The sequence below is a fragment of the Paenibacillus sp. HGH0039 genome, from assembly GCF_000411255.1.
Classification (GTDB): Bacteria; Bacillota; Bacilli; order Paenibacillales; family NBRC-103111; genus Paenibacillus_F.
This window is the reverse complement of the sequence record NZ_KE150413.1, coordinates 2885380-2905394: the sequence shown is the minus strand read 5'-3', so window position 1 is coordinate 2905394 and position 20015 is coordinate 2885380. Positions and strand designations below refer to the sequence as shown.

21 protein-coding genes are annotated in these 20015 nt (G+C 45.7%); 20 read left to right on the top strand and 1 reads right to left on the bottom strand.

The annotated features are described in order from the left end of the window. The first annotated feature begins 15 nt into the window (after window positions 1–15). The 16 genes from HMPREF1207_RS27510 (at window position 16) to HMPREF1207_RS27435 (ending at window position 13807) form a co-directional block, all read left to right on the top strand. A complete protein-coding gene (locus HMPREF1207_RS27510; RefSeq protein ID WP_009674163.1) occupies window positions 16–756 on the top strand; it encodes a YheC/YheD family protein in 741 nt (246 codons plus the stop codon). A gap of 294 nt (window positions 757–1050) precedes the next feature. Then, window positions 1051–1971: a tyrosine-type recombinase/integrase gene (locus tag HMPREF1207_RS27505; protein WP_016424217.1), complete on the top strand. Its 921-nt coding sequence runs from the start codon at window positions 1051–1053 to the stop codon at window positions 1969–1971. Window positions 1972–2305: 334 nt separating this feature from the next. Beyond that, the gene (locus HMPREF1207_RS27500; protein WP_009674155.1) at window positions 2306–3151 is read left to right on the top strand and encodes a helix-turn-helix domain-containing protein; all 846 of its coding nucleotides are present in this window, start codon (window positions 2306–2308) and stop codon (window positions 3149–3151) included. Window positions 3152–3221: 70 nt separating this feature from the next. Further along, the gene (locus HMPREF1207_RS27495; RefSeq protein WP_009674147.1) at window positions 3222–4208 is read left to right on the top strand and encodes an ABC transporter substrate-binding protein; all 987 of its coding nucleotides are present in this window, start codon (window positions 3222–3224) and stop codon (window positions 4206–4208) included. A 217-nt stretch (window positions 4209–4425) separates the two neighbouring features. Continuing rightward, complete coding sequence (locus HMPREF1207_RS27490; RefSeq protein WP_016424216.1) at window positions 4426–4872, top strand: MarR family winged helix-turn-helix transcriptional regulator; 447 nt, start codon at window positions 4426–4428, stop codon at window positions 4870–4872. A 67-nt stretch (window positions 4873–4939) separates the two neighbouring features. Next, entirely contained in the window at window positions 4940–5701 is a 762-nt protein-coding gene (locus HMPREF1207_RS27485) for an SDR family oxidoreductase (RefSeq protein ID WP_009674143.1), read from the top strand. A gap of 182 nt (window positions 5702–5883) precedes the next feature. Then, window positions 5884–6246 carry a GntR family transcriptional regulator gene (locus tag HMPREF1207_RS27480; RefSeq protein WP_009674166.1) on the top strand — a complete coding sequence of 121 codons (363 nt, stop codon included), beginning with the start codon at window positions 5884–5886 and terminating at the stop codon, window positions 6244–6246. 2 nt (window positions 6247–6248) lie between these two features. After that, window positions 6249–7121: an ABC transporter ATP-binding protein gene (locus HMPREF1207_RS27475; RefSeq protein WP_009674159.1), complete on the top strand. Its 873-nt coding sequence runs from the start codon at window positions 6249–6251 to the stop codon at window positions 7119–7121. Then, on the top strand, window positions 7118–7834 hold the full coding sequence (locus HMPREF1207_RS27470) for a hypothetical protein (RefSeq protein WP_009674145.1): 717 nt from the start codon (window positions 7118–7120) through the stop codon (window positions 7832–7834). Before HMPREF1207_RS27475 ends, HMPREF1207_RS27470 begins: the two co-directional genes overlap by 4 nt. A gap of 307 nt (window positions 7835–8141) precedes the next feature. Further along, window positions 8142–8471, top strand: coding sequence for a PadR family transcriptional regulator (locus HMPREF1207_RS27465; RefSeq protein WP_009674170.1), 330 nt, complete (start codon window positions 8142–8144; stop codon window positions 8469–8471). Between the two features lie 13 nt (window positions 8472–8484). Beyond that, window positions 8485–9351 (top strand): pentapeptide repeat-containing protein, encoded by an 867-nt coding sequence (locus HMPREF1207_RS27460; protein ID WP_009674148.1) that lies wholly within the window; start codon window positions 8485–8487, stop codon window positions 9349–9351. A gap of 13 nt (window positions 9352–9364) precedes the next feature. Next, entirely contained in the window at window positions 9365–10135 is a 771-nt protein-coding gene (locus tag HMPREF1207_RS27455; RefSeq protein ID WP_009674168.1) for an ABC transporter ATP-binding protein, read from the top strand. Beyond that, window positions 10136–10903 carry an ABC transporter permease gene (locus HMPREF1207_RS27450; RefSeq protein ID WP_009674173.1) on the top strand — a complete coding sequence of 256 codons (768 nt, stop codon included), beginning with the start codon at window positions 10136–10138 and terminating at the stop codon, window positions 10901–10903. It begins immediately after the preceding gene. Window positions 10904–11093: 190 nt separating this feature from the next. After that, complete coding sequence (locus tag HMPREF1207_RS27445) at window positions 11094–11498, top strand: hypothetical protein (protein WP_196809682.1); 405 nt, start codon at window positions 11094–11096, stop codon at window positions 11496–11498. A 175-nt stretch (window positions 11499–11673) separates the two neighbouring features. After that, entirely contained in the window at window positions 11674–12759 is a 1086-nt protein-coding gene (locus tag HMPREF1207_RS27440) for a macrolide family glycosyltransferase (protein WP_016424214.1), read from the top strand. A gap of 538 nt (window positions 12760–13297) precedes the next feature. Then, on the top strand, window positions 13298–13807 hold the full coding sequence (locus HMPREF1207_RS27435; protein WP_009674161.1) for an AAA family ATPase: 510 nt from the start codon (window positions 13298–13300) through the stop codon (window positions 13805–13807). A gap of 98 nt (window positions 13808–13905) precedes the next feature. Here HMPREF1207_RS27435 and HMPREF1207_RS27430 read toward each other — a convergent pair whose 3' ends face one another. Then, the gene (locus HMPREF1207_RS27430; RefSeq protein WP_016424213.1) at window positions 13906–14370 is read right to left on the bottom strand and encodes a GyrI-like domain-containing protein; all 465 of its coding nucleotides are present in this window, start codon (window positions 14368–14370) and stop codon (window positions 13906–13908) included. Window positions 14371–14823: 453 nt separating this feature from the next. Here HMPREF1207_RS27430 and HMPREF1207_RS27425 point away from each other — a divergent pair, with 453 nt between their 5' ends. From HMPREF1207_RS27425 to HMPREF1207_RS27415, 4 genes are all read left to right on the top strand, one after another. Further along, entirely contained in the window at window positions 14824–17988 is a 3165-nt protein-coding gene (locus tag HMPREF1207_RS27425) for a hybrid sensor histidine kinase/response regulator (RefSeq protein ID WP_009674149.1), read from the top strand. A 121-nt stretch (window positions 17989–18109) separates the two neighbouring features. Next, the gene (locus HMPREF1207_RS30470) at window positions 18110–18262 is read left to right on the top strand and encodes a conserved domain protein (protein ID WP_009674164.1); all 153 of its coding nucleotides are present in this window, start codon (window positions 18110–18112) and stop codon (window positions 18260–18262) included. A gap of 396 nt (window positions 18263–18658) precedes the next feature. Continuing rightward, the gene (locus HMPREF1207_RS27420; RefSeq protein ID WP_016424212.1) at window positions 18659–19384 is read left to right on the top strand and encodes a CPBP family intramembrane glutamic endopeptidase; all 726 of its coding nucleotides are present in this window, start codon (window positions 18659–18661) and stop codon (window positions 19382–19384) included. A gap of 81 nt (window positions 19385–19465) precedes the next feature. Continuing rightward, the gene (locus tag HMPREF1207_RS27415; protein WP_016424211.1) at window positions 19466–19900 is read left to right on the top strand and encodes an AAA family ATPase; all 435 of its coding nucleotides are present in this window, start codon (window positions 19466–19468) and stop codon (window positions 19898–19900) included. Window positions 19901–20015 lie beyond the last annotated feature (115 nt).

The window sequence follows — 20015 nt, the reverse complement described above, 5'->3', positions numbered from 1 at the left end:
GAAAGGTGGAGTCCTATGGGATCGACCACTAGAAATAAGTGGTACAAATATTTGATATTGAGAAGGCATGCATCTCTAAAGCGTTACGTACTCAAAACGAGGCTCCTGAACCGGTATAATTTTTCAAAACTTCTCTCCAAGTACAGGCATGTTATCGTGAAGCCGGTGTGGGGGAGCCGCGGACGGGGGGTCATTCAAGTCTCCTGGAAAGGAAGACATAAGTACGCCGTACATTACGAGAATAGAAAAATTATAATTCGGGGTAGAACCAATACGTATCGTTATATTAGAAGAAAAATCGGGCACGCCAGTTATATGGTTCAACGCAGAATTACCCGTCCGACCATCAACAAACGCCCCTTTGATATGAGAGTCATCATTCAACGGAGAATTTACTCATCTAAATGGGTAGTCACAGGAAAGGTTATCAAAGTGGCAGGTAAAGGTTATATCGTTTCCAACCATACACGGAGCAAGGGGACATTGCACCGTTTTAAATCCGGGATTAGACGATCTTCCGTTCGGCACCTGTCCGCCAGTGCGTTAGAGTCCCATATTGATCGTGTTTCCATCCGTTCCGCGAAGAGATTAAGCGCATTTTTTCCGGGACACCGTATATATGGATTGGACGTCGGAATAAACCGGAAAGGACGTATCGGAATTATTGAAGCTAATCTTTATCCGGCAAGTTCCCATTTCCTTAAACTGAAGGATAAAACGATGTATTACCGCATTATGGATTACAAAAACGGGTAACGGATGACCCCGTCCAACCCGATGAAACGGGGAGCCCCTGGAACCTAATTTGTGAGAGAAGAGCCTCGTTTAAGAATTTACTTTGTTAAAACGCCTTTTTAGTATTCGTGTTGACCCAACTAAGGTTAGGATGTGTTATAATAAGTGCGCCAAATACATATTTGGCGCACTTTCCTTTTAAATCGATTTTTATTTTTATTTGTGACCAAGAACAGGGGTTCTTTTCAGTCTGACATTTAGAAACAATCCAGATGTACCGGTGAGCACTTGTTGGTGGAGGGAGAACGCATCTTGATGTATAGCGATGAAATCAAAGAGAGATATGCGGAGCAGATCCGCGCATTTTCATTATGGATGAAACATTCCGGATATACCGTAGCAACGCAAAAAGAGTATAGCAGAGAAGTGCTGAACTATCTTCAATCCTTAGAAGGAAGTTCAATTGAAGAAGCGGGCAAGATAGGCGTTATCAACTTTCTTGTTTCCAAGCAAAAAACGGCCGGTGAGTCTACAAGAAATCGGTCACTTTCAGCCATAAGATCCTTTTATAGCGCTTTGATCGACTTCGAGTTGGCAACGAAGAATCCTGCGTTAGAAGTGAGAAAATCCAAGACCGAGAAAAATAAGAAGCCCGTATATCTCGATGAAGAAGAGCTGGTACAAAGTCTGGAGTATATCAACGGAAGGTATCGGAATCGAAATATAGCCATATTCCTGTTAATGGGTTATTGCGGATTACGAATAGGCGAAGTGCATCGATTGAACCTCTTAAACTTCAAAAAGGCAAAAGGAACTATCGAAGTGTTCGGTAAGGGAAGGAAGTGGAATGAAATCCCGCTTCCCGATATGCTAAATGATTATTTAAGTAAAGTCTTGGAGGAGCGGCTTACTCCTTATAGCAAAAAAGAAGACGCCTTTTTCGTATCCCAAAAGGGAAGACGACTCTCGATCAGACAGATCCAGAAGATCGCTAACCAAACGTTTTCAGCTTTTAAGGAGAAAAATCCAAAGGTAACGGACATGAATTTATCCTGCCATAAGCTGCGACACTCTTTTGCGACAATGATGCTAAAAAAAGGCCATGATATTCGAATCGTGAAGGAGCTTATGGGACATTCATCAATTGAAACCACCGCGCTCTATACGCATGTAAATGATGAGCAAAAGAAAAATGCGATGGCTTCTGTTAACATACCAATGGAGGCGATTGGATAGTGCATAATGGCAGCACTAGTATAGTAGTAGCAATGTCAACATATAGGATACTTAAAAGTCGCGTAATTGCGGCTTTTTTTATTTTGCTTAAAAAAATGAAGACAGAAGAACACAATGTACCTGTGCATCTTATCCAATCGCTTGCATAAAGAATAGTTTGGGACATAGCTTCACTTTACGGCATAGAAAGTGTTATTATAATAAGAATGATTCTCAATCTCAATTAGGAGGATGAAATGGGCTCACCCCCTATGTATAAATGTGATTGCTGGCCGCGGCAGTGGAGCGTGCAGTCACTTATAGTCATGGCCTTGATTGCAGGAGGTAAGGGAATATGGACATTAACAAGCTTGCAGAGCATTTTGCGCGTACCTCGTTTCGAGTAGAACAAGTCTGCCGATATATGCGGGATCCGGGGATGAGCTGTGATGATTATACGGAGCCTTTTCCGGGATTTGTTTTCCCGTTAAGAGGCAGGGCTGATTTTGATTTCAGCGGCAAAGTGTATACGCTGACTCCGGGTAACGCGGTTCACGGCGGGGCGCAAATGCCATTGAACCGCAGTGTTCTTGGCGATACGAAATGGGAATATTTGCTTGTTTTATATCGGATCTGCGCACCGGAGCCATCCAGTTTTTGCTTGTCCAACATGCATTTTCAACTGAACACGGGGCAAAGCCCCCGCCTCTTGGAATTGTTGGAGCTAATGTGGCGCTCATCGAGAGAACCCGGCGGAATCTCGACCTTTCAGACGGAGACGCTCTTCCGCTGCGTCCTGGAAGAATTGTTTGTTTGTGCCCGCAATCAAAGCAATGATGGAGAACAAGCGCTATTTGAGCAAGTATCGAAATACATACATGAGCACTATATGGATGGACTTAGCGTGCGTGCTTTGGCTGAACAAAATGACATCAATGAAAACCGTTTGTTCTATGTCTTCAAAAAGCATACGGGAATGGGACCAGGCAAGTATTTGATGGCCTATCGTCTGAATCGGGCAAAGGAGAGCTTGCTTGCGAATGACGCACCGATTGGCGAGATTGCGAAAAGTTTGGGCTATGAAGACGCGTTGTACTTCAGCCGTATTTTTAAAAAGCAGGTGGGTGTCTCTCCGGCCGAATTTCGCGGGAGGTTCAGGAATAATCCATATGAATTTCAGGATGGCCCCATTCCTATCTAAAATGCGTTTTGCTACACTGACCATAGTTTGATTAGTCAAGCAAAACTTACGTTACATAGGAGGAGTCAGAATGAAAACAGTCATAAGATTGGTTTTATCGTTTGTACTTTTGGCAGGCATTTTAGCGGGATGCGCTGGAACGCCGGAGCCTGGCAATAATCAAGCAGGGGCAGGAGCATCTGAAAAAGCTGAAGAAACCAAGAAAGAAGCAGGCCAATGGCCCAGAACGTACGTAGATACGCTTGGTCGTGAAATCGTGCTTGAAAAAAAACCGGAGAAAGTAGCACTCCTGTTCTTCCGTAACTTCGAGCATATGTTTTTGCTGGATGAAGCTCCTGCAGCGGCGACAGATTTGAATATTTTGGACGAATGGGAGTCATTGGCACCCTACAAATCGAGCCGAATAACGGATATCGGTTCTATGACAAACCCCAATCTAGAAAAGTTGCTGGAAGTCGGACCCGACCTGATTATTATGGTTTCGGCACGGTACGGCAGCTATGGAGACCAACTGGAGAAAATCGCCCCGGTCATTACGGTGGATAGCAATGAGAACAACTGGCAGGGAGCCCTGCGGGAATATGGAAAAATTTTCGGCAAAGAGCAAAAGGCTGAGACAGAAATTACACGGATTGAAGCATTGATCACGGATTCCAAAGAGCAGTTGAAGAAATTCAGTGACAAGACGTTTGGCGTCATTATGCTGGGAGACAAGCTATTTTGGGGCTTTACGACACAATTTGTTTTCAACAAGGAAAGCGGTCTTGCTTTACAGCCGCCAAGCCAATATGTCAATATGTCGACCAAAGGGGAACAGATTTCCCTGGAAGGGCTGGCAGCAATGAATCCCGATTATATGTTTGTAGCGGATATTGGCGGGTCTTCGAAAAAGCTGCAAGGCTATCTGAAAGATTTGGAAAGCAACTCCGCATGGAAATCGTTGAACGCAGTCAAGAACGAGCATATGTATGCGTTAGACAGCTCAATCGCAGCAGGTGGACCGCTCGGAATCGAGTTGGGGGTAAAGACCATTATCAAAAACATGTTGGCGCGATAGAAAACGACAAGAACATGTAGCATAAAGAAGTCGCATAGTTGCGGCTTTTTTGTTTTACCGATGAATACAAGCAAAAGGATAGTGCAGGAGAAATGGGCGACAGTCTACTGGGCTGCGGCTTCGAAATCACGCACAACCGGAATATGTTGACATTCCTTTTTTTCATCGCTATACTTTTAATTAGCCAGGGAAACTAATTGCTGAAGGAGCTTTTTTTGTGGAGAAACCATCTATTGCCATTCCCCCTAGCACAAGAGCGCAGTTAGGAGAAGTGCTGTTACAGATATCCGACGATATTCTAGATGCTATAAATGCTGCGCTGAATGAATTCCAAATTTCCGAAAGCAAATTCGCTTTACTCTTTATGCTATTCACTACAAGTAGAGACCAGCCCTTACAGCCTTCCGAAATTGCCGATCGGTTAGGAATCCGACGAGCATCTGTAACCAAGCAGTTAATTTGGCTGGAAGAACATCATTTGATTACAAGAACCATACATCCTGAAGATCAGAGAATGGTCCGTGTCACCATAACCGAAGAAGGTTATCGTCTTCTAGACCTCGCTTTACCCCAATATTGGCAGGCCTGCGCGAATCTCACTAACAAATTAACAGATGAAGAGACCGTTTGTTTGCTTAATTTGCTAAGAAAAATCGATGTATAAATTTTTTTGATCTATTAGTTAGCCTAGCTAATTAAAGATACCCAATTAAATGAAAGGTGGAAACACTATGAAAATGTCGGGCAACACAATCCTCATCACTGGTGGAGGTTCTGGAATCGGGTTGGCTTTTGCAGAACGCTTTATACAGGCGGGGAATCAAGTATTGATTTGCGGGCGGCGTGAAAACGTACTTCAAAAAGCCAAAGAACAATTTCCAGGCATCATTACGCGTACATGCGATTTGACGATAGAATCCGAGCGTATCGCATTATTTGATTGGGTCATCGCGAATTATCCGGAAGTAAATGTGTTAGTCAACAATGCAGGAATTCTACAGCATTTCAATGTGTTAAAAGTAGATGCGAAATACAATTGGAGCATCTTCAGTGAAGAAATTACAGCTAATCTTGAAGCGCCTATCCATCTTTCCATGTTGTTCGCACCATTCTTTGCTGAAAAAGGAGAAGCGGCGATGATTAACGTGACGTCCGGGCTGGCATTTACTCCGCTTGCGGTTACTCCGATTTATTCGGCCACAAAAGCGGCGCTTCACTCCTTTACGATGAGCCTGAGGCACCAGCTTTCAGCTACATCCATAGAGGTGATTGAAGTAGCTCCGCCGGCAGTAGATACGGATTTAAGCGCCTCATGGCTGCGTACGCATATAGAACCGTTAGATGCTTTCGCAGACGGTATTTTCAAAGGATTGGAAGAAGGCAAAACGGAAATTGGATACAGCACTTCCGCAGACCGCTTGCGGATGTCACGAGATCAAGTTGACGAGTACGCAGAAAAAATGTACAACGCAATGAAAGCTTCAATTGAATAGCTATAAAACTTGTCATGACCTTTAGTCTGCGTTAATCGCAGGCTATTTTTTTGTCGTTAAGCCCGTTGCGGTGAACCGTATCATAAGCCATATAGACAATTAGTTCAACTTCATGTATAGTTGGATACACGAGTAACCAACCGTTCAACGTAACAATCGTTCTTAGAGAAAAGAGGTCCTTGATGAAACCGACATTGGATGAATCTCAACCAATCTTTCAACAGATTGCCCAAATGATCATGGACGAGATTGTGGGGGGGGAATTAAACGAAGAGGAACAAATTCCTTCCGAAAATGAATTGTCGCGCTTCTATAACATCAACCGGGCGACAGTACGCAAGGGGCTTCAGGCTTTGGTGGATGCAGGGATAATTTATAAACAGCGGGGGATAGGCATGTTTGTAAAGAGCGGAGCGAAGCTGCAATTGTTGAAGGAACGTCAGCGTCACTATCGCGAACAGTTCGTCCTTCCCTTGTTGGAAGAAGCGAAAAGAATCGGATTAAGCAAGGAATCGGTCGTTCAGTTGATTCTGGAGGAGGAGTAACGATGATATACGTAAACGACGTGGCGTATTCATACGAGAACGTTCCCGTTCTCGAAAAAGTATCGTTCGAGGAGAAGGAGCCGGTGATCGCGGGGCTGTGGGGACGCAACGGGGCCGGCAAAACTACGCTGATGAGACTGCTGGCCGGTCATCAACGGCCTCACGGCGGAACGGTTCAAGTTATGGGCTCGGCACCTTACGGTAACCCGGAGGCAGTTCGGCATGTTTGCTACATGCAGGAGGATCATCCGTTCAACACGATATGGACGGTGCAGGATGCGCTTCGTTTCGGTCTATATTTCAATGCCAACTGGGATCAAGCTACGGCAGACCGCCTGGTCGAAACTTTCAGATTGGACCGCAAGAAGAAAGTAGCCAAACTGTCCAAAGGGATGAAGTCTGCGCTTCAGTTTATTATCGGGTTATCCAGCCACGCCGACGTAACGATATTCGATGAGCCGACGAACGGCCTGGATGCCGGGATGCGGAGAAAGCTGTATGAGGCATTAAGGGAAAGCCATGAGGAATCGCCTCGTCTTATTCTGATTTCGACGCATCATATTGAAGAAGTCCAAACGCTCTGCGAATCGTTGATCGTTATGCACAAGGGCAAGTTGCTGCATCATCAACCGATCGACGAGTTCCGCGAGCATGGCATATGGTTGGCTGGCGAACGGAGCGCGGTGACAAGCCTTATTGACGGTCATAAAGTGCTGGAGCAAAGCGCGTTGGGATCCAAAATCAGGGTGATGCTCGACGCCCCCTATTCGAAGCAATGGAAAGAGCAAGCGCAAGCCTGTGGACTTTCCATTGAGAAAGCGGACTTGCAAAATTATTTGCTGAATATAACGGAAGATGCGGAGGTAAACATATGAACGCACGGAGCGCGGTATTCCGATTGATCTACGAAGATGTGAGCTGGTATTTTGCCAAACTTATGCTGCTGTTCATTACCGTTCCGTTGACGATCGTATGGATCATCGTCGGCTTGGTCTTTGACCTCGATCGGCAAACGCTTGCCGCGATATCCGGGCCTGCGTACTTCTTTTTCGCCGGTTTCGGGCTCTTCGGGTTCAAGTCCCTTTTTCCGATATCGATCGGAATGGGAAGCACGCGCGAGCAATTCCTTAAAGCTTACTACGGCGTGGGGATAGGGGGCGTTATTTTCAGCGTCTTGTGTCTGAACATCTGCCAATACGCGCTAGTCACGATCTATCAACGGAATTCGGTAGAAGTCGGTATTCTGCATGCCGCAAGGTTGTTTCTGGAAGAGTACCATTTCTTCGCCTATTTGTGGATCGATCTGATGGTGGGCATGGCATGCTTCGGTCTTTCTTTTTTCGGCTATGCCACCGTGTATCGGCTAGGATTTATGCGCAGCGTCATCATGTTCATGATCGTAACGGTCACAGGCATCTTTCTTTATTATGGAGGCGCTATTTCCGCCTTGTTCGACTGGATGTCGAATTTCAAGATGAGTGCGATGGCGTTCGCTTCATGCGTCGGGGCGGTGAGTCTGGCCGCGTTATTCGCCACGTATCCGATGCTGCGCCATGCGCCATTGCATCCGATGCCGAGAAAAAGATAACCGGACCGCTCTCAAAAACACATAGCGTCCGGATCGGGGACACGAGCGGCATTCGAGAAGCGCAAACGGCAGAAATGCCGTTTTTTTTGCTTTTTAGGCAACTCCTAACAGAGTACAAGAACATATAACGTAAAGGAGTCGCATGGTTGCGGCTTTTTTTGTTTAAAAACTAACTCCCAAGAAAACCGCGCCCTGCGCGTTTTTTGCTGTGGATAGATGAATTATTTAAGACAAAGTATTTTATTTAAAACACTACCTTGACAGTCACAGTAATATGTCTTATCATACAAAGTGTGGAGGTGATTAAATGAGCGAGAACAAGATCACATCCGACCTGCTTCGCGGACATACCGATACAATGATTTTACGGCTCTTGTCCGAAGCTGATCATTACGGTTACGAGATTGTCAAACTGATTGCCGAGCGTTCGGACGGCGAGTATGAATTGAAGGAAGCCACGATGTACTCCAGTTTCCGGCGGCTTGAAGCAGACGGCGATATCGAGTGGTATTGGGGCGATGAATCGCAGGGCGGACGGCGCAAATATTTTAGGATTACCGAAAAGGGCAAGGATACTTACGCCCGCAACAAAAGCAATTGGGAGTATGCAAAGCGCGTGCTGGAAAACTTATTATAAGGAGTTTGATGGGATGAATCAGAAATTGACGGACTATTTGAACAGCGTTTTTACGCCATACGACGGGGTGAAAAGCGTCACCGAATTAAAAGCCGACCTGCTCACCGATTTGCAGGAGCGTTATAGTGAACTCAAAGCCGAGGGCAAGGACGATGAAACGGCGTTTAAGATGACGATTGAAAGCATCGGCGACATCGAGCAAACGATTCTGGAGGTCGCCAACCTCTCCCGCTCGCTGGAACGGCAAGTAGTGACAAACTTTAGCGCAAGCAACCTGGCGAAAAGCGACTTTGCAGGCGTTACGGCCCATAAAGGTCAGTTTAATGGCAGCGCGTTGCACGGTTCCGACTTTTCCGGCGCAGATTTGACCGGCAGTTCGTTTAAGAGCAGCGACGTACGTGAAGCCAATTTTGACGGCGCGAATTTGACGGACTGCGGCCTGTCCGCGCTTGACCTGGCAAATGCAAGCTTCAATAAGACGATCCTTGTACGAACCAATTTCAGCAAGTCGGGCCTTGCCGGAGCCAAATTCACAGGCGTAAGACTGACCGACGTCTCGCTATCGATGATCGATCTTAGAAAAACGATTTTTGAAGGTTGTTTATTTGACGGGGTTGACTTCAAGCACTCCGATCTGAGCGGGCAGTGCTTTGACGGACAGACGTTTATCGGCGTTAAGTTTGAAAAAGCGGCCTTAACCGAAGTTTCGTTCAAGGGAGCCACCTTTAAAAATGTTTCTTTCCAGCCTGGGTTTACCTTCACCAAAAAGTACTATCGTATGATCAAAACCATCTGCTTTGACGGTGCAACGATGGATAAACTGACCTATGCCGCTCTTAAAGGCATGGAAGCCGATTTATCAAAAGTTACAGTTATTTAAGGGAGGGAATCCGATGCAACCCGTGCAAACCAAGGCCATTGAAGTAAAAGGACTGCAAAAATCCTACAAGCAGCATGAGGTGCTGAAGGGCGTTGATTTCGAGGTGGAAAAGGGCAGTATTTTCGCCCTGCTCGGCTCTAACGGTGCGGGCAAGACAACGATTGTCAAAATCCTCGCCACGCTCCTCAAACCAGACGGCGGAACCGCGGCCATAAACGGGTTCGATGCTGTGTTCAGGCCCGATCATGTGCGGCAGGCGATCGGCCTGACCGGGCAATTCGCCGCTGTGGACGAAATATTGACCGGACGGGAAAATCTGATCATGATTGCCAAGCTGCGATACCTCGAAAATCCGCGACAGGTGGCGGATAACATGCTTAAACGCTTCGGCCTGACAGACGCCGCAGACCGCAAGGCATCTACTTATTCGGGCGGAATGCGCCGCAGGCTCGACATCGCCTTGAGCCTTGTGGGAAGTCCGCAGATCATTTTCCTCGACGAGCCGACTACCGGGCTTGACCCCGAGTCGCGCATCGAGGTTTGGAAGATCGTCAAGGAGCTGGCCGACGGCGGCACGACGATACTCTTGACCACGCAGTATTTGGAGGAAGCGGAGCAGCTTGCCGACCGGATAGCCATTTTGCATGAGGGCAAAATTATTGCTAACGGCACGCTTTCGGAGCTAAAAAAGCTGTTCCCATCCGCAAAGACGGAGTACGTTGAAAAACAGCCGACATTAGAGGAGATCTTCCTCGCAATCGTCGGCAAAAAGGAGAGGAAGTAAATGGAGGCGGTAAAGAAACATTATTTTAGCGATCTGGGCGTTATGCTTGGACGTTCCATGCGCCATATTTCCCGCAGTTTGGACACCATCGTCACAGTCACCATCATGCCGATCGCGATGATGCTGCTGTTTGTATACGTGTTCGGAGGCGCAATTCAATCCGGAACGGATAACTATGTAAATTACCTGCTGCCCGGTATACTACTGATTGCGATTGCCAGCGGTGTATCCTACACGTCTTTCCGCCTGTTTACCGATGTGCAGCGGGGCATATTTGAGCGGTTTCACTCCATGCCGATTTCACGTTCCACCTTACTGTGGGGGCATGTGCTGACCTCGTTGGTATCCAACGCCATATCGGTTGTCGTCATCGTTCTCGTAGCGTTGATTATGGGCTTTCGTTCGTCCGTGGGGATCCTGCCATGGCTTGCCGTAGCCGGCATACTCCTGTTGTTCACACTGGCGTTAAGTTGGGTTGCGGCGATTGCGGGACTGTCCGCCAAATCAGTGGATGGCGCAAGCGCATTTTCCTACCCGATTATCTTCCTGCCGTTTATCAGCTCGGCGTTTGTGCCGACCGGGTCGATGCCGACCGCCGTTCGCGTCTTTGCCGAGAACCAGCCGGTGACCGCGATCGTGGAAGCCATTCGGGCGCTGCTGGCAGATCAGCCGGTGGGCAATGATATATGGATCGCTCTTATGTGGTGTGTTGGGATTTTGTTCCTGGCTTATATCTTTGCAATGAGAGTGTATAAAAAGCGAGTGTAAAAAAAGATATTCAAGCAGGATAGACGGGGAAGGTCAATGGAGTAGTTATAACCCCTGAAAATGGTGAGCCTTGCCCATAAAAACGCTTCTACGGACGCATGTGGGCGGACAATAAAATGTATCGTTAAGAAGTCGCCGAATAGCGGCTTTTTTTGTTTTAACCATGCAAGTTCGTACCCTAATCGGGATTATGATCGCCGGAACTGTACTTGTGATCCTGGCCCTTATGTTGTCAGGCGGCGGAATTATACTCATCCTGCTCTCGCAAATGATTACAGGATTCGGTGTCGGCTTAGCCAACCCTACAACCGGGGCCATTGCTTTACAACATGCCGAGCCCGGGAAAGAGGGAGAAATGTCCGCGACTCTCCAATTCGTGGATTCCTTCTATATGGGAGTGAGCATTGGAGTATGCGGCGCTTTAATCGCCTTGGCCGAAACTTTACAGTGGGGCATATCTGCCGGGGTTTTGGTGGTGCTAACGCTCCAATTAGTCTTTGTCTTGATAAGTTTCTTAGCATCTTTAAGAATTACGGAACTCGTTCATCAAGAACATCAACCGATGAGCCATGCGAAGGACAAGCTTCCCATGTAACGCATAACGGATACGTCGTAATAAAACCATCATGAAGAGCGGGGGAATTTATTGAATTCGGAGGTGGAGTAGATGGCACGTGTGTTAGTTGTAATTACTCCGGCTGAAGGCCATGTGAATTCCGTCGTTAGGATTAGTCACTCAGTTGACGGACAATGGCGAGGAGGTTGTCTATGTGTGCACGGAGGAGTACCGTTCCCGAATTGAACAAACCGGAGCCCAGGTACTTACCTATCCATTTCCGCAAGATGCTTTCTCTCATGATCCGGTGTTAAAACCGCAGGAGTACAAACATCCTTATCCGTTCATTTATATGATGGTAGGCGGTATCATTCGGCGGATGATCCCCGAGGTGCTGCGAGTGATAGAAAATCAAAGGTTCGATTATTTGATCTTTGATTCCCTGATGGGATGGGGAGGGACTATTCTTGCAGAGAAGCTGGGAATTCCTGCGGTGTGTTCGATTGCCTCCTTTGCTTTCGTAGAGCCTTTGGGGACTGACCAAGGATTCAATGAGAAGGAGACGGATACGAAGGAGCTGTATGAGGCCACGATGAAGATAACCCGTGAGCTAGCCCAAGAGTTTCAAGTGAGTATTCCAGCCATGGAAGAGATTTCGGCACATGCAGGTCGGTTAAAGCTCGTGTATACAAGCCGTTATTTTCAACCGCAGGCGGAAAAGCTGGACGATAGTTTTATTTTCGCCGGTCCTTCGATCATACCGCGTCAAGATGCTCCGGACTTCCCGTTCGAGCTGCTACGTGAACGATTTCCGCAAACCGTGTACATTGCGATGGGAACTATTTTAAACAAAAACTTGGATTTCTACCGGCTTTGCTTTGAAGCATTAGGGAATTTGCCGGTGAATGTTGTTCTATCTTCGGGAAAATACACGGATATGGAGCCGCTGGCGGATCGAATTCCTACTAATTTTATCGTCAAAACATACGTTGCGCAGTTGGACATGCTGCAGCATACGGATGTTTTTATTACGCATGCCGGAATGAACAGTACCAGTGAAGCGCTCTATTACAACGTTCCGTTGGTGATGATTCCATTAACGTCGGATCAGCCTCTTGTCGCCAATCGGGTACAGGAGCTGGGAGCGGGTATCACTTTGGATAAGCATAACCTCAGCCCGACAGTTTTGAGAGAGGCATTGTCGGAAGTACTAAGCAATCCGCTTTATAAACAGCCGGCTTCCCCCGATAACAATAAACACGGGGACCAACAAGCGAAGCTTACGAATCCAGGTGAATGAATATTCTCTATAGATTATTGTGCTAACGGGGAACGATAGTTGAATCATCGATAATAAGGCCGCCGATTACTTCGGTGGCCTTCTGTGTATATTTATGGAAGTTCGATAATTATCTTGAATTAATCTTTGTTTAATTTAATGAGCAAAAACTGTTCGCAATCCTGTGCCGCGGCGCATTTCTCGCTGAAAGACCCGTTAAGCTGAACCGTATCATAAGCAGGGCGAAAAATAATGTGATGATTCGTGCAGATAAGGACGGTTTTTCATTGATGACTTGCGCTTAAGCTAAACTCAATTGGCCAGCGGTCGCAGCTTAATCTGCCCGAGGCAGATAGCCGACTGACAGATAGCTCCCGCTGTGCCACGGCACCAATCTTTCTATTTTACTCGGCAGAATGCACCTAATCCGGTGCCTGACGGCTTTCCACAGAAAATAAAGTAGTAGACTGGGGAATAAAACGTTAGACTAAGAACGAGAACGAGTAACTTACGTTACAGGCAGTTATACACTGATGTTGCTGTGAAGGAGGAAAGCTTTATGCTTTATATCTTTAGCGGGTTGCCAGGTACCGGGAAGTCCACGCTATCATCCGCTCTGGCTCGAGAGATACAGGCAACGTATCTGCGAGTCGATGTCGTGGAGCAGGCTATGCGGGTTGCCGGAACGTGGGACGATGGACCTGCGGGTTACATCGTATGTTATGCGATTGCATCGCAGAATCTCCGGCTGGGCCTTGACGTCATAGCAGATACAGTCAATCCTATCCATGAAACGCGTCAAGCTTGGCGCGATGTGGCGGAATCTCTTGAAACTCCGTTTGTGGAAATCGAAGTGATCTGCTCTGACGATCGTGAACACAGGCATCGGGTCGAATCGCGTGTAGCCGATATACCCGGTTTTGTGCTACCTACTTGGGAGAAGATCAGGAACCGGCAGTATGATGTTTGGGACCGAGATCACATCGTCATCGACACAGCTCATCAAACTGTGGCCGAAAGCTTGATGACGTTAAGTGAACTGTTGGATCGGGAACGCAGAAAAGGTTAATTGATTGAGCAAGCGAGGATATGAGAAGAAGACTTTGGGGTTCTAACAATGCAAGTTCTTGTCCCGCCAATCCGCTTCCTTTCGCCGCCTTACATTCATTATTTAATCGGTATCCAGATTTGGGGCGGATGATTAGGACCTGGATATACTTCGAGTTCGGGTATACCCGCATGCTCATAAGGATTCGAAGGGAACCATTCCGAAATAATCTGTTTCCATAGACTCTGCATACTCGCTGGCAGGGGACCTTCCACTTCAAATACACTCCATTTGGAAGAAGGAATCAGGAGTGTGGATAATCCTTCTGGTACTTCACCATCATAAGTCGTAGCAATCCAATATTCCATTTGTTTCTCTTGGATTTCGTTCTGATCCACACAGACTCCAAGTAATCCTTTAATAACACCATTATTCAGATGAAATAAACGATCTTCTGTACCGCTCGTATACACTTCTTGCCACATGTTCGGAATTCCTGATAAATGTTCTCCATCTACATAAGAGAAAGATTTCTTTATCCCCACTAACGAAAATCCAGCTTGTTCAACAATTTTATAATTCATCGGTTCTGCTCCTTTTAAACTTAATAGAATAACCAAACGATTATACGACTTGACAGAGGTAGTATTCTTGCGTGCCTCACTAGGTGTGATCCCGTGTTGCCTACGAAAAGCTTTGGAAAAAGATTCAGGAGTGTCATAACCATACCTGTGTGCCAAATCTATAATAAGGAGAAAATCGTCCTATCTTCGAGCAAATGGTCTTCCATATATTGAATGGCTGTTTGCAATGATTCGACCCAGTTCATACGGTTAATCACTCCTTGATTTCTATAATAGATGAATACGGATCCGAGAGCCTGTTATTTTGTGCTTTGATTTGTCCGGTAAAAACTAAAGTTTGCTAAGTAAGTATGGTTGTATAATAGAAACTAGGAAATTCCTGGCATGAAGGAAAATATGAGTTATTGTCTACATAAATGTTTTAGATGAGAATGAATAGGAGAGGTATATTTCTTGGCAAATCATTCATCCAAATACCAAATAAAGAAGAGCACTATGCTGGTAATGCTAGGATTGTTATTGATTCTTTTATCCGGTTCGCGCATTTTGTGGATGGAAATGTTTCGTGATCAAAAACATGAGCCGATTAAAAACGGGCAATTCGATTTGCGCAATTGGAATGCAGAAGACGGGGAAATTGTTTTACTTGATGGGGAATGGGAGTTTTATCCCTCACAACGGCTGATGGATGGCAGGCAGCTACAAGGATTTGGCGAGAGTAAGCCAAGGCTTATTCAGGTTCCGGGAAGATGGAATGAAGCTTTGCATGCCGGGAATTCAACTCCATACGGATTCGGTTCTTATCGCTTGCGAGTATATGTAAATCCGGAAAAGGACCTTAATTATAGTATTCGTGTGCCCAGCGTACGCACTGCATCAGAATTATATGTAAACGGTCGATTACTTACTAAATCCGGACAGGTGGCGACAATAAAGGATGAATACATTTCGAAGGATCTACCTTATTCTACAACCTTTACAGCAGATGACAACGGTGTAATCGAACTCGTCATTCAGGCGGCAAATTATGTGGATAGTCGAAGCGGGGGCATTGTCCGATCCATTAAATTTGGTTCAGAAGAAGCCATTGCCAAAGAGATGAAATCTTCCATTTTTATGCAGTTTTTGGCAGCGATTATATTTATTATGCATGCTGTCTATGCACTTATTTTGTATTTACTAGGAAATAAGGAAAAGAAGCTGCTTTATTTTAGTTTGCTTGCATTATGTGTAACGATCACGAGTGTCTTTAGTACGGATGAGAAGTTGTTCCATCAGTTATTTTACATTGGAAGTAATTGGGATTTCAGGCTGACTAATATTGCTTTCGTTATTGCAGCATATGCTTTGCTCCAGTGTACGAATCATCGCGAGCTTCCATATTGGCGTAGGATGTACCCTATCTATAAAGTAATGAATCTAGGGACTGCCGGCATCACTTTGTTTTTAGATCCAACTCAAGTGATTATGCTTTTTCCGGTTTATTATCTATTAGTTGGTATTGCTGGAGTTATCACGTTGATTACAATGTTTAAAAAAGTAATTAAAGATTTAAAGAGCAATCTTTTACTGCTTTTCTCTTTTCTTGCGTTGATGAACCATTCTCTTTGGTCGTTAATCTTGCTGGATAGCGGTTTAAGTCTTGTCTACTATCCGTTCGATATGATTATTGCCATGGGTTGTTTAGCCTCTGAATGGTTTAAGGGTTACTTTATCATGCATGCGAACACCAAAGAGCTTGCTGCAACCTTGCAAAGAATGAATGACCATAAGGATCAATTTCTGGCAAACACTTCGCATGAATTTAAAAATCCGCTTCATAGCATGCTTAATATGTCCCAATCCGTTTTAAAACGGGAACGGCATTTGTTGCAGGAAAGGAGTATCAAAGAGCTTGAAACTATTTTATCTGTAGGACGTCGAGTGACATTGATAATAAATGATTTGATTGATGTAATGAGTTTACGGGAGGGCAATCCACGGATACTGAAAAGAGTCCTATTTATTCAGCCGATTGTGACCGGCGTGCTTGATATGTTGCAATTAAATGCAGAAGTGAAGTCTGTACACATTGCAAATCAAATTCCTGAAGATTTTCCTCCCGTACATGCGGATGAGAACCGGGTTACTCAAATTATTTTCAATTTACTTCATAATGCAGTGAAATATACGAATGATGGGGACATTTCGATTCGAGCTTTTGTGAAAGAGGAGCGTGCCTATATCGTTATTGCGGATACCGGGATCGGAATGGATGAGAACATGCTTAAGCGCCTATTCCGTCCGTATGAGCAAGCCAGCACGAGTGAGACCATGATTGAAGGCGGCTTCGGGTTAGGTTTGAGTATAAGCAAACAGCTGGTTGAGCTTCATGGAGGTACGTTAGTTGTGTCCTCTGTTGTAGGAGAAGGCTCAACCTTTAAATTTTCATTAAAGCTAGCAGACTTGGAGGTGGAGGAAGAGAATGATAGGACGAGTTCACTTGAACCGTTCCCATTACGATCCATGCCGATTCAAGAAAATGCCTGGATAAACGGGGAAAAGGCGGATATCCCGTCGGCTGTGAAACCAACCATCTTATCAGAAGTGCATCGCGATCGTCCGCACTTATTAATTGTTGATGATGATCCTATCAACCTTCAAGTGCTTGAAACCATTCTACCGCCAGAAGAATATGAGGTGACGCTGGTAACGAGCGGTAAAGAAGCACTAGCAGTGCTGGATACCAAGGAATGGGATCTAGTCATCTCTGATATTATGATGCCGCAGATGTCCGGTTATGAGCTGACACGGATCATTCGTAAGCGATTTACACTCACTGAGCTCCCTATTCTGCTCCTTACCGCAAGAAGTCAACCGAAAGATATTCAGAGTGGATTTTTGGCGGGAGCCAACGATTATGTGACGAAGCCGGTGGAGGCCATAGAAATAAAATCACGGATCGAGGCACTAACAACGATTAAACAAGTCGTTCGTGAACAATTGCAATTAGAAGCTGCATGGCTCCAAGCGCAGATTCAGCCTCATTTTTTATTTAATGCATTAAATTCTGTAATAGCTTTAAGTGACATTAATTTAGAGAAGATGGGTAATCTGCTCCATGAGCTCAGCAATTTTTTGAGAAATAAATTTAAATTCGAAAATCCCAATGGACTTGTTCCGATTGAAGAGGAGCTAAGTCTAGTGCGCTCTTACTTATATATCGAAAAGATCCGTTTCGAAGACATGCTGCAGATCATTTGGGAGATAGATGACTATGGGGAATTAAAAATCCCATTTCTTACGATCCAGCCTCTCGTTGAAAATGCGATAAGACATGGAGTTATGAAGCGCACCCGCGGTGGGAAGATTGTTATTAGGGTTTCTGTCTATGACACGCATGCAGAGATAACCGTTGAAGACGACGGGATTGGAATGGACAAAGATCAATTACAAAGAATACTGGAAAGAAAAGCGGACAGCAGTTCGGGAGTCGGATTGATTAATACGGATCAGCGATTAAAACGGCACTTTGGAACAGGACTCGAAATACATAGTACGGTAGATACAGGGACAAAGGTAACTTTTCGTGTGCGTAACAGGACAAGTAGTGGAGATACGATAGACCCGTTAAACTGAAGGGTATCGCACATAGTTTCTATGCTTACGCTTATAACATAAAGGGAAGCTGCTTGCGGGAGAAAGTACGGTTCTCGGCGTTGCACGGCTGGCCAGCTTTAAAGCCATCACGGAGAGCAGTATGACAGGAAATATCGATACGAATATTGAGCTGAAAGCTAAACTGGTGATTGAAGAAATCACCCACAGTGATATGGTTTTGGTGCATTTTAAGGCGCCTGACCTGAACGGTCACGATAATGAACCGCTTGAAAAAGCATTGGCGGTACAATGAAATTGATTGTGCTTACAGAGGGTTAGGACATTTAACCGGAAATGAATTTGTCCGGGCGCTCCACGGTCTTATGGGCCTAGTGAAAAAGCTGGGGAATTAGCTATGTCACCATCCACATAGATGAGTCTACTTCGAAAGAACCTTAAACGTTATCCAAGAGAGGCCGGGAAATTTCCCAGCTTCTCTTTTTCATAAACAGTTTGAATAACGTACGATCTAGACGTGGAAACTTTTTCCTTGTTTATACGTAAGTAAAGCACGGATCCAAGAAATCGGCTTATCATATTCCCAGCAAATCATCCCACATCAGTAAGTTGTCTCTTGCAAATGCCTAAGTTCCGATAAGAACAATCATGCGAGAATAAAGTCGATAGATAAAGGGGATGGAGACTTGTTATGTTAGGCATTATCGTGATTGTACTGTTGTCATGGCTTTTGCTTCGCTTCACGATTAGGCAGCCGTTGTCCGTACTAGGGTACAATCCAATGGGTCTGCGCCTACGGCAATTTGGAATTGCTTTACTGATTGGACTGGTCGTTTGTGCGGTTGTCAAATGGACCGAGTCTTTGATTACGTCAGCGGGCTGGGAAGTAAACTCCGGCTATCGATGGACTGACTTATTCGCTGCCGGTTGGTGGAATTTTAAGTCTGTTTGGTTTGAAGAGCTGCTATTTCGGGGAGCACTGCTCGTTATACTGATCCGCTGGCTCGGTGCTCGGCCCGGAATTGTTCTTTCGGCAGCCGCGTTTGGGGCTTATCATTGGTTCTCGCATGGTTTGTTCGGCAACATCCCCGTCATGATCTTTATGTTTGCAGCTACTTTTGTGATGGGACTGGTATGGGCGTATGCGTACTCAAAATCGGATTCCATGGCGATCGCGGCGGGCAGCCATCTCGGTTGGAACGCAACTTCGGCAATCCTGTTCTCTGACAGTCCTATTGGTGATCAATTGTTTATTCCGTTTAAAGGTACCGAGTATGTGCCGCTTACAGGCTTGCCGTCGCTGCTGTTCTTTATCGCTTCGAACACAGCGTTGCCATTCATACTCTTTTTGTGGATCAAGTACAAGATACGAAAATCGACCCGCGGCGAAACTGCATTTTTTTCTGATAAGGAGTAGAACGGGAAAATAAAACATAAGACCCAGAACGAGAACGAGTACCTCCCGTTTTATAATGTTGCTGTGAAGGAGGAAAGCTTTTTGTTTTATATCTTTTGCGGGTTGCCAGGTACCGGGAAGTCCACGCTATCATCCGCTCTGGCTCGAGAGTTACAGACAACGTATCTGCGAGTCGATGTCGTAGAGCAGGCTATGCGGGTTGCCGGAACGTGGGACGATGGACCTGCGGGTTACATCGTGTGTTATGCGATTGCATCGCAGAATCTCCGGCTGGGCCTTGACGTCATAGCAGATACAGTCAATCCTATCCATGAAACGCGTGCAGCCGATATACCCGGTTTTGTTCCATCTACTGGGGAGAAGGTCAGGAACCGGCACTATGATGTTTGGGACCGAGAACACATCGTCATCGACACAGCTCATCAAACTGCGGCTGAAAGCTTGATGACGTTACGTGAACTGTTGGATCGGGAACGCAGCAAAATGGAATTGATTGAGCGAACGGACGTAAGCTGAATAACATGCTGAAACAGCAGCAGGTCAGGAGTTCTTCCTAAGGTTAATAAGAAGTTGTCGATGGACAATAAATTTATGCCTATGACATGGAGTGGATTAAGCTTAGAAGAACGGA

Bases quoted from the DNA above. Each gene is read 5' to 3' on its own strand.
- HMPREF1207_RS27510 (WP_009674163.1), top strand. From the start codon at position 16: ATGGGATCGACCACTAGAAATAAGTGGTACAAATATTTGATATTGAGA.
- HMPREF1207_RS27505 (WP_016424217.1), top strand. From the start codon at position 1,051: ATGTATAGCGATGAAATCAAAGAGAGATATGCGGAGCAGATCCGCGCA.
- HMPREF1207_RS27500 (WP_009674155.1), top strand. From the start codon at position 2,306: ATGGACATTAACAAGCTTGCAGAGCATTTTGCGCGTACCTCGTTTCGA.
- HMPREF1207_RS27495 (WP_009674147.1), top strand. From the start codon at position 3,222: ATGAAAACAGTCATAAGATTGGTTTTATCGTTTGTACTTTTGGCAGGC.
- HMPREF1207_RS27485 (WP_009674143.1), top strand. From the start codon at position 4,940: ATGAAAATGTCGGGCAACACAATCCTCATCACTGGTGGAGGTTCTGGA.
- HMPREF1207_RS27480 (WP_009674166.1), top strand. From the start codon at position 5,884: ATGAAACCGACATTGGATGAATCTCAACCAATCTTTCAACAGATTGCC.
- HMPREF1207_RS27475 (WP_009674159.1), top strand. From the start codon at position 6,249: ATGATATACGTAAACGACGTGGCGTATTCATACGAGAACGTTCCCGTT.
- HMPREF1207_RS27470 (WP_009674145.1), top strand. From the start codon at position 7,118: ATGAACGCACGGAGCGCGGTATTCCGATTGATCTACGAAGATGTGAGC.
- HMPREF1207_RS27465 (WP_009674170.1), top strand. From the start codon at position 8,142: ATGAGCGAGAACAAGATCACATCCGACCTGCTTCGCGGACATACCGAT.
- HMPREF1207_RS27460 (WP_009674148.1), top strand. From the start codon at position 8,485: ATGAATCAGAAATTGACGGACTATTTGAACAGCGTTTTTACGCCATAC.
- HMPREF1207_RS27455 (WP_009674168.1), top strand. From the start codon at position 9,365: ATGCAACCCGTGCAAACCAAGGCCATTGAAGTAAAAGGACTGCAAAAA.
- HMPREF1207_RS27450 (WP_009674173.1), top strand. From the start codon at position 10,136: ATGGAGGCGGTAAAGAAACATTATTTTAGCGATCTGGGCGTTATGCTT.
- HMPREF1207_RS27445 (WP_196809682.1), top strand. From the start codon at position 11,094: ATGATCGCCGGAACTGTACTTGTGATCCTGGCCCTTATGTTGTCAGGC.
- HMPREF1207_RS27435 (WP_009674161.1), top strand. From the start codon at position 13,298: ATGCTTTATATCTTTAGCGGGTTGCCAGGTACCGGGAAGTCCACGCTA.
- HMPREF1207_RS27430 (WP_016424213.1), bottom strand. From the start codon at position 14,370: ATGAATTATAAAATTGTTGAACAAGCTGGATTTTCGTTAGTGGGGATA.
- HMPREF1207_RS30470 (WP_009674164.1), top strand. From the start codon at position 18,110: ATGACAGGAAATATCGATACGAATATTGAGCTGAAAGCTAAACTGGTG.
- HMPREF1207_RS27420 (WP_016424212.1), top strand. From the start codon at position 18,659: ATGTTAGGCATTATCGTGATTGTACTGTTGTCATGGCTTTTGCTTCGC.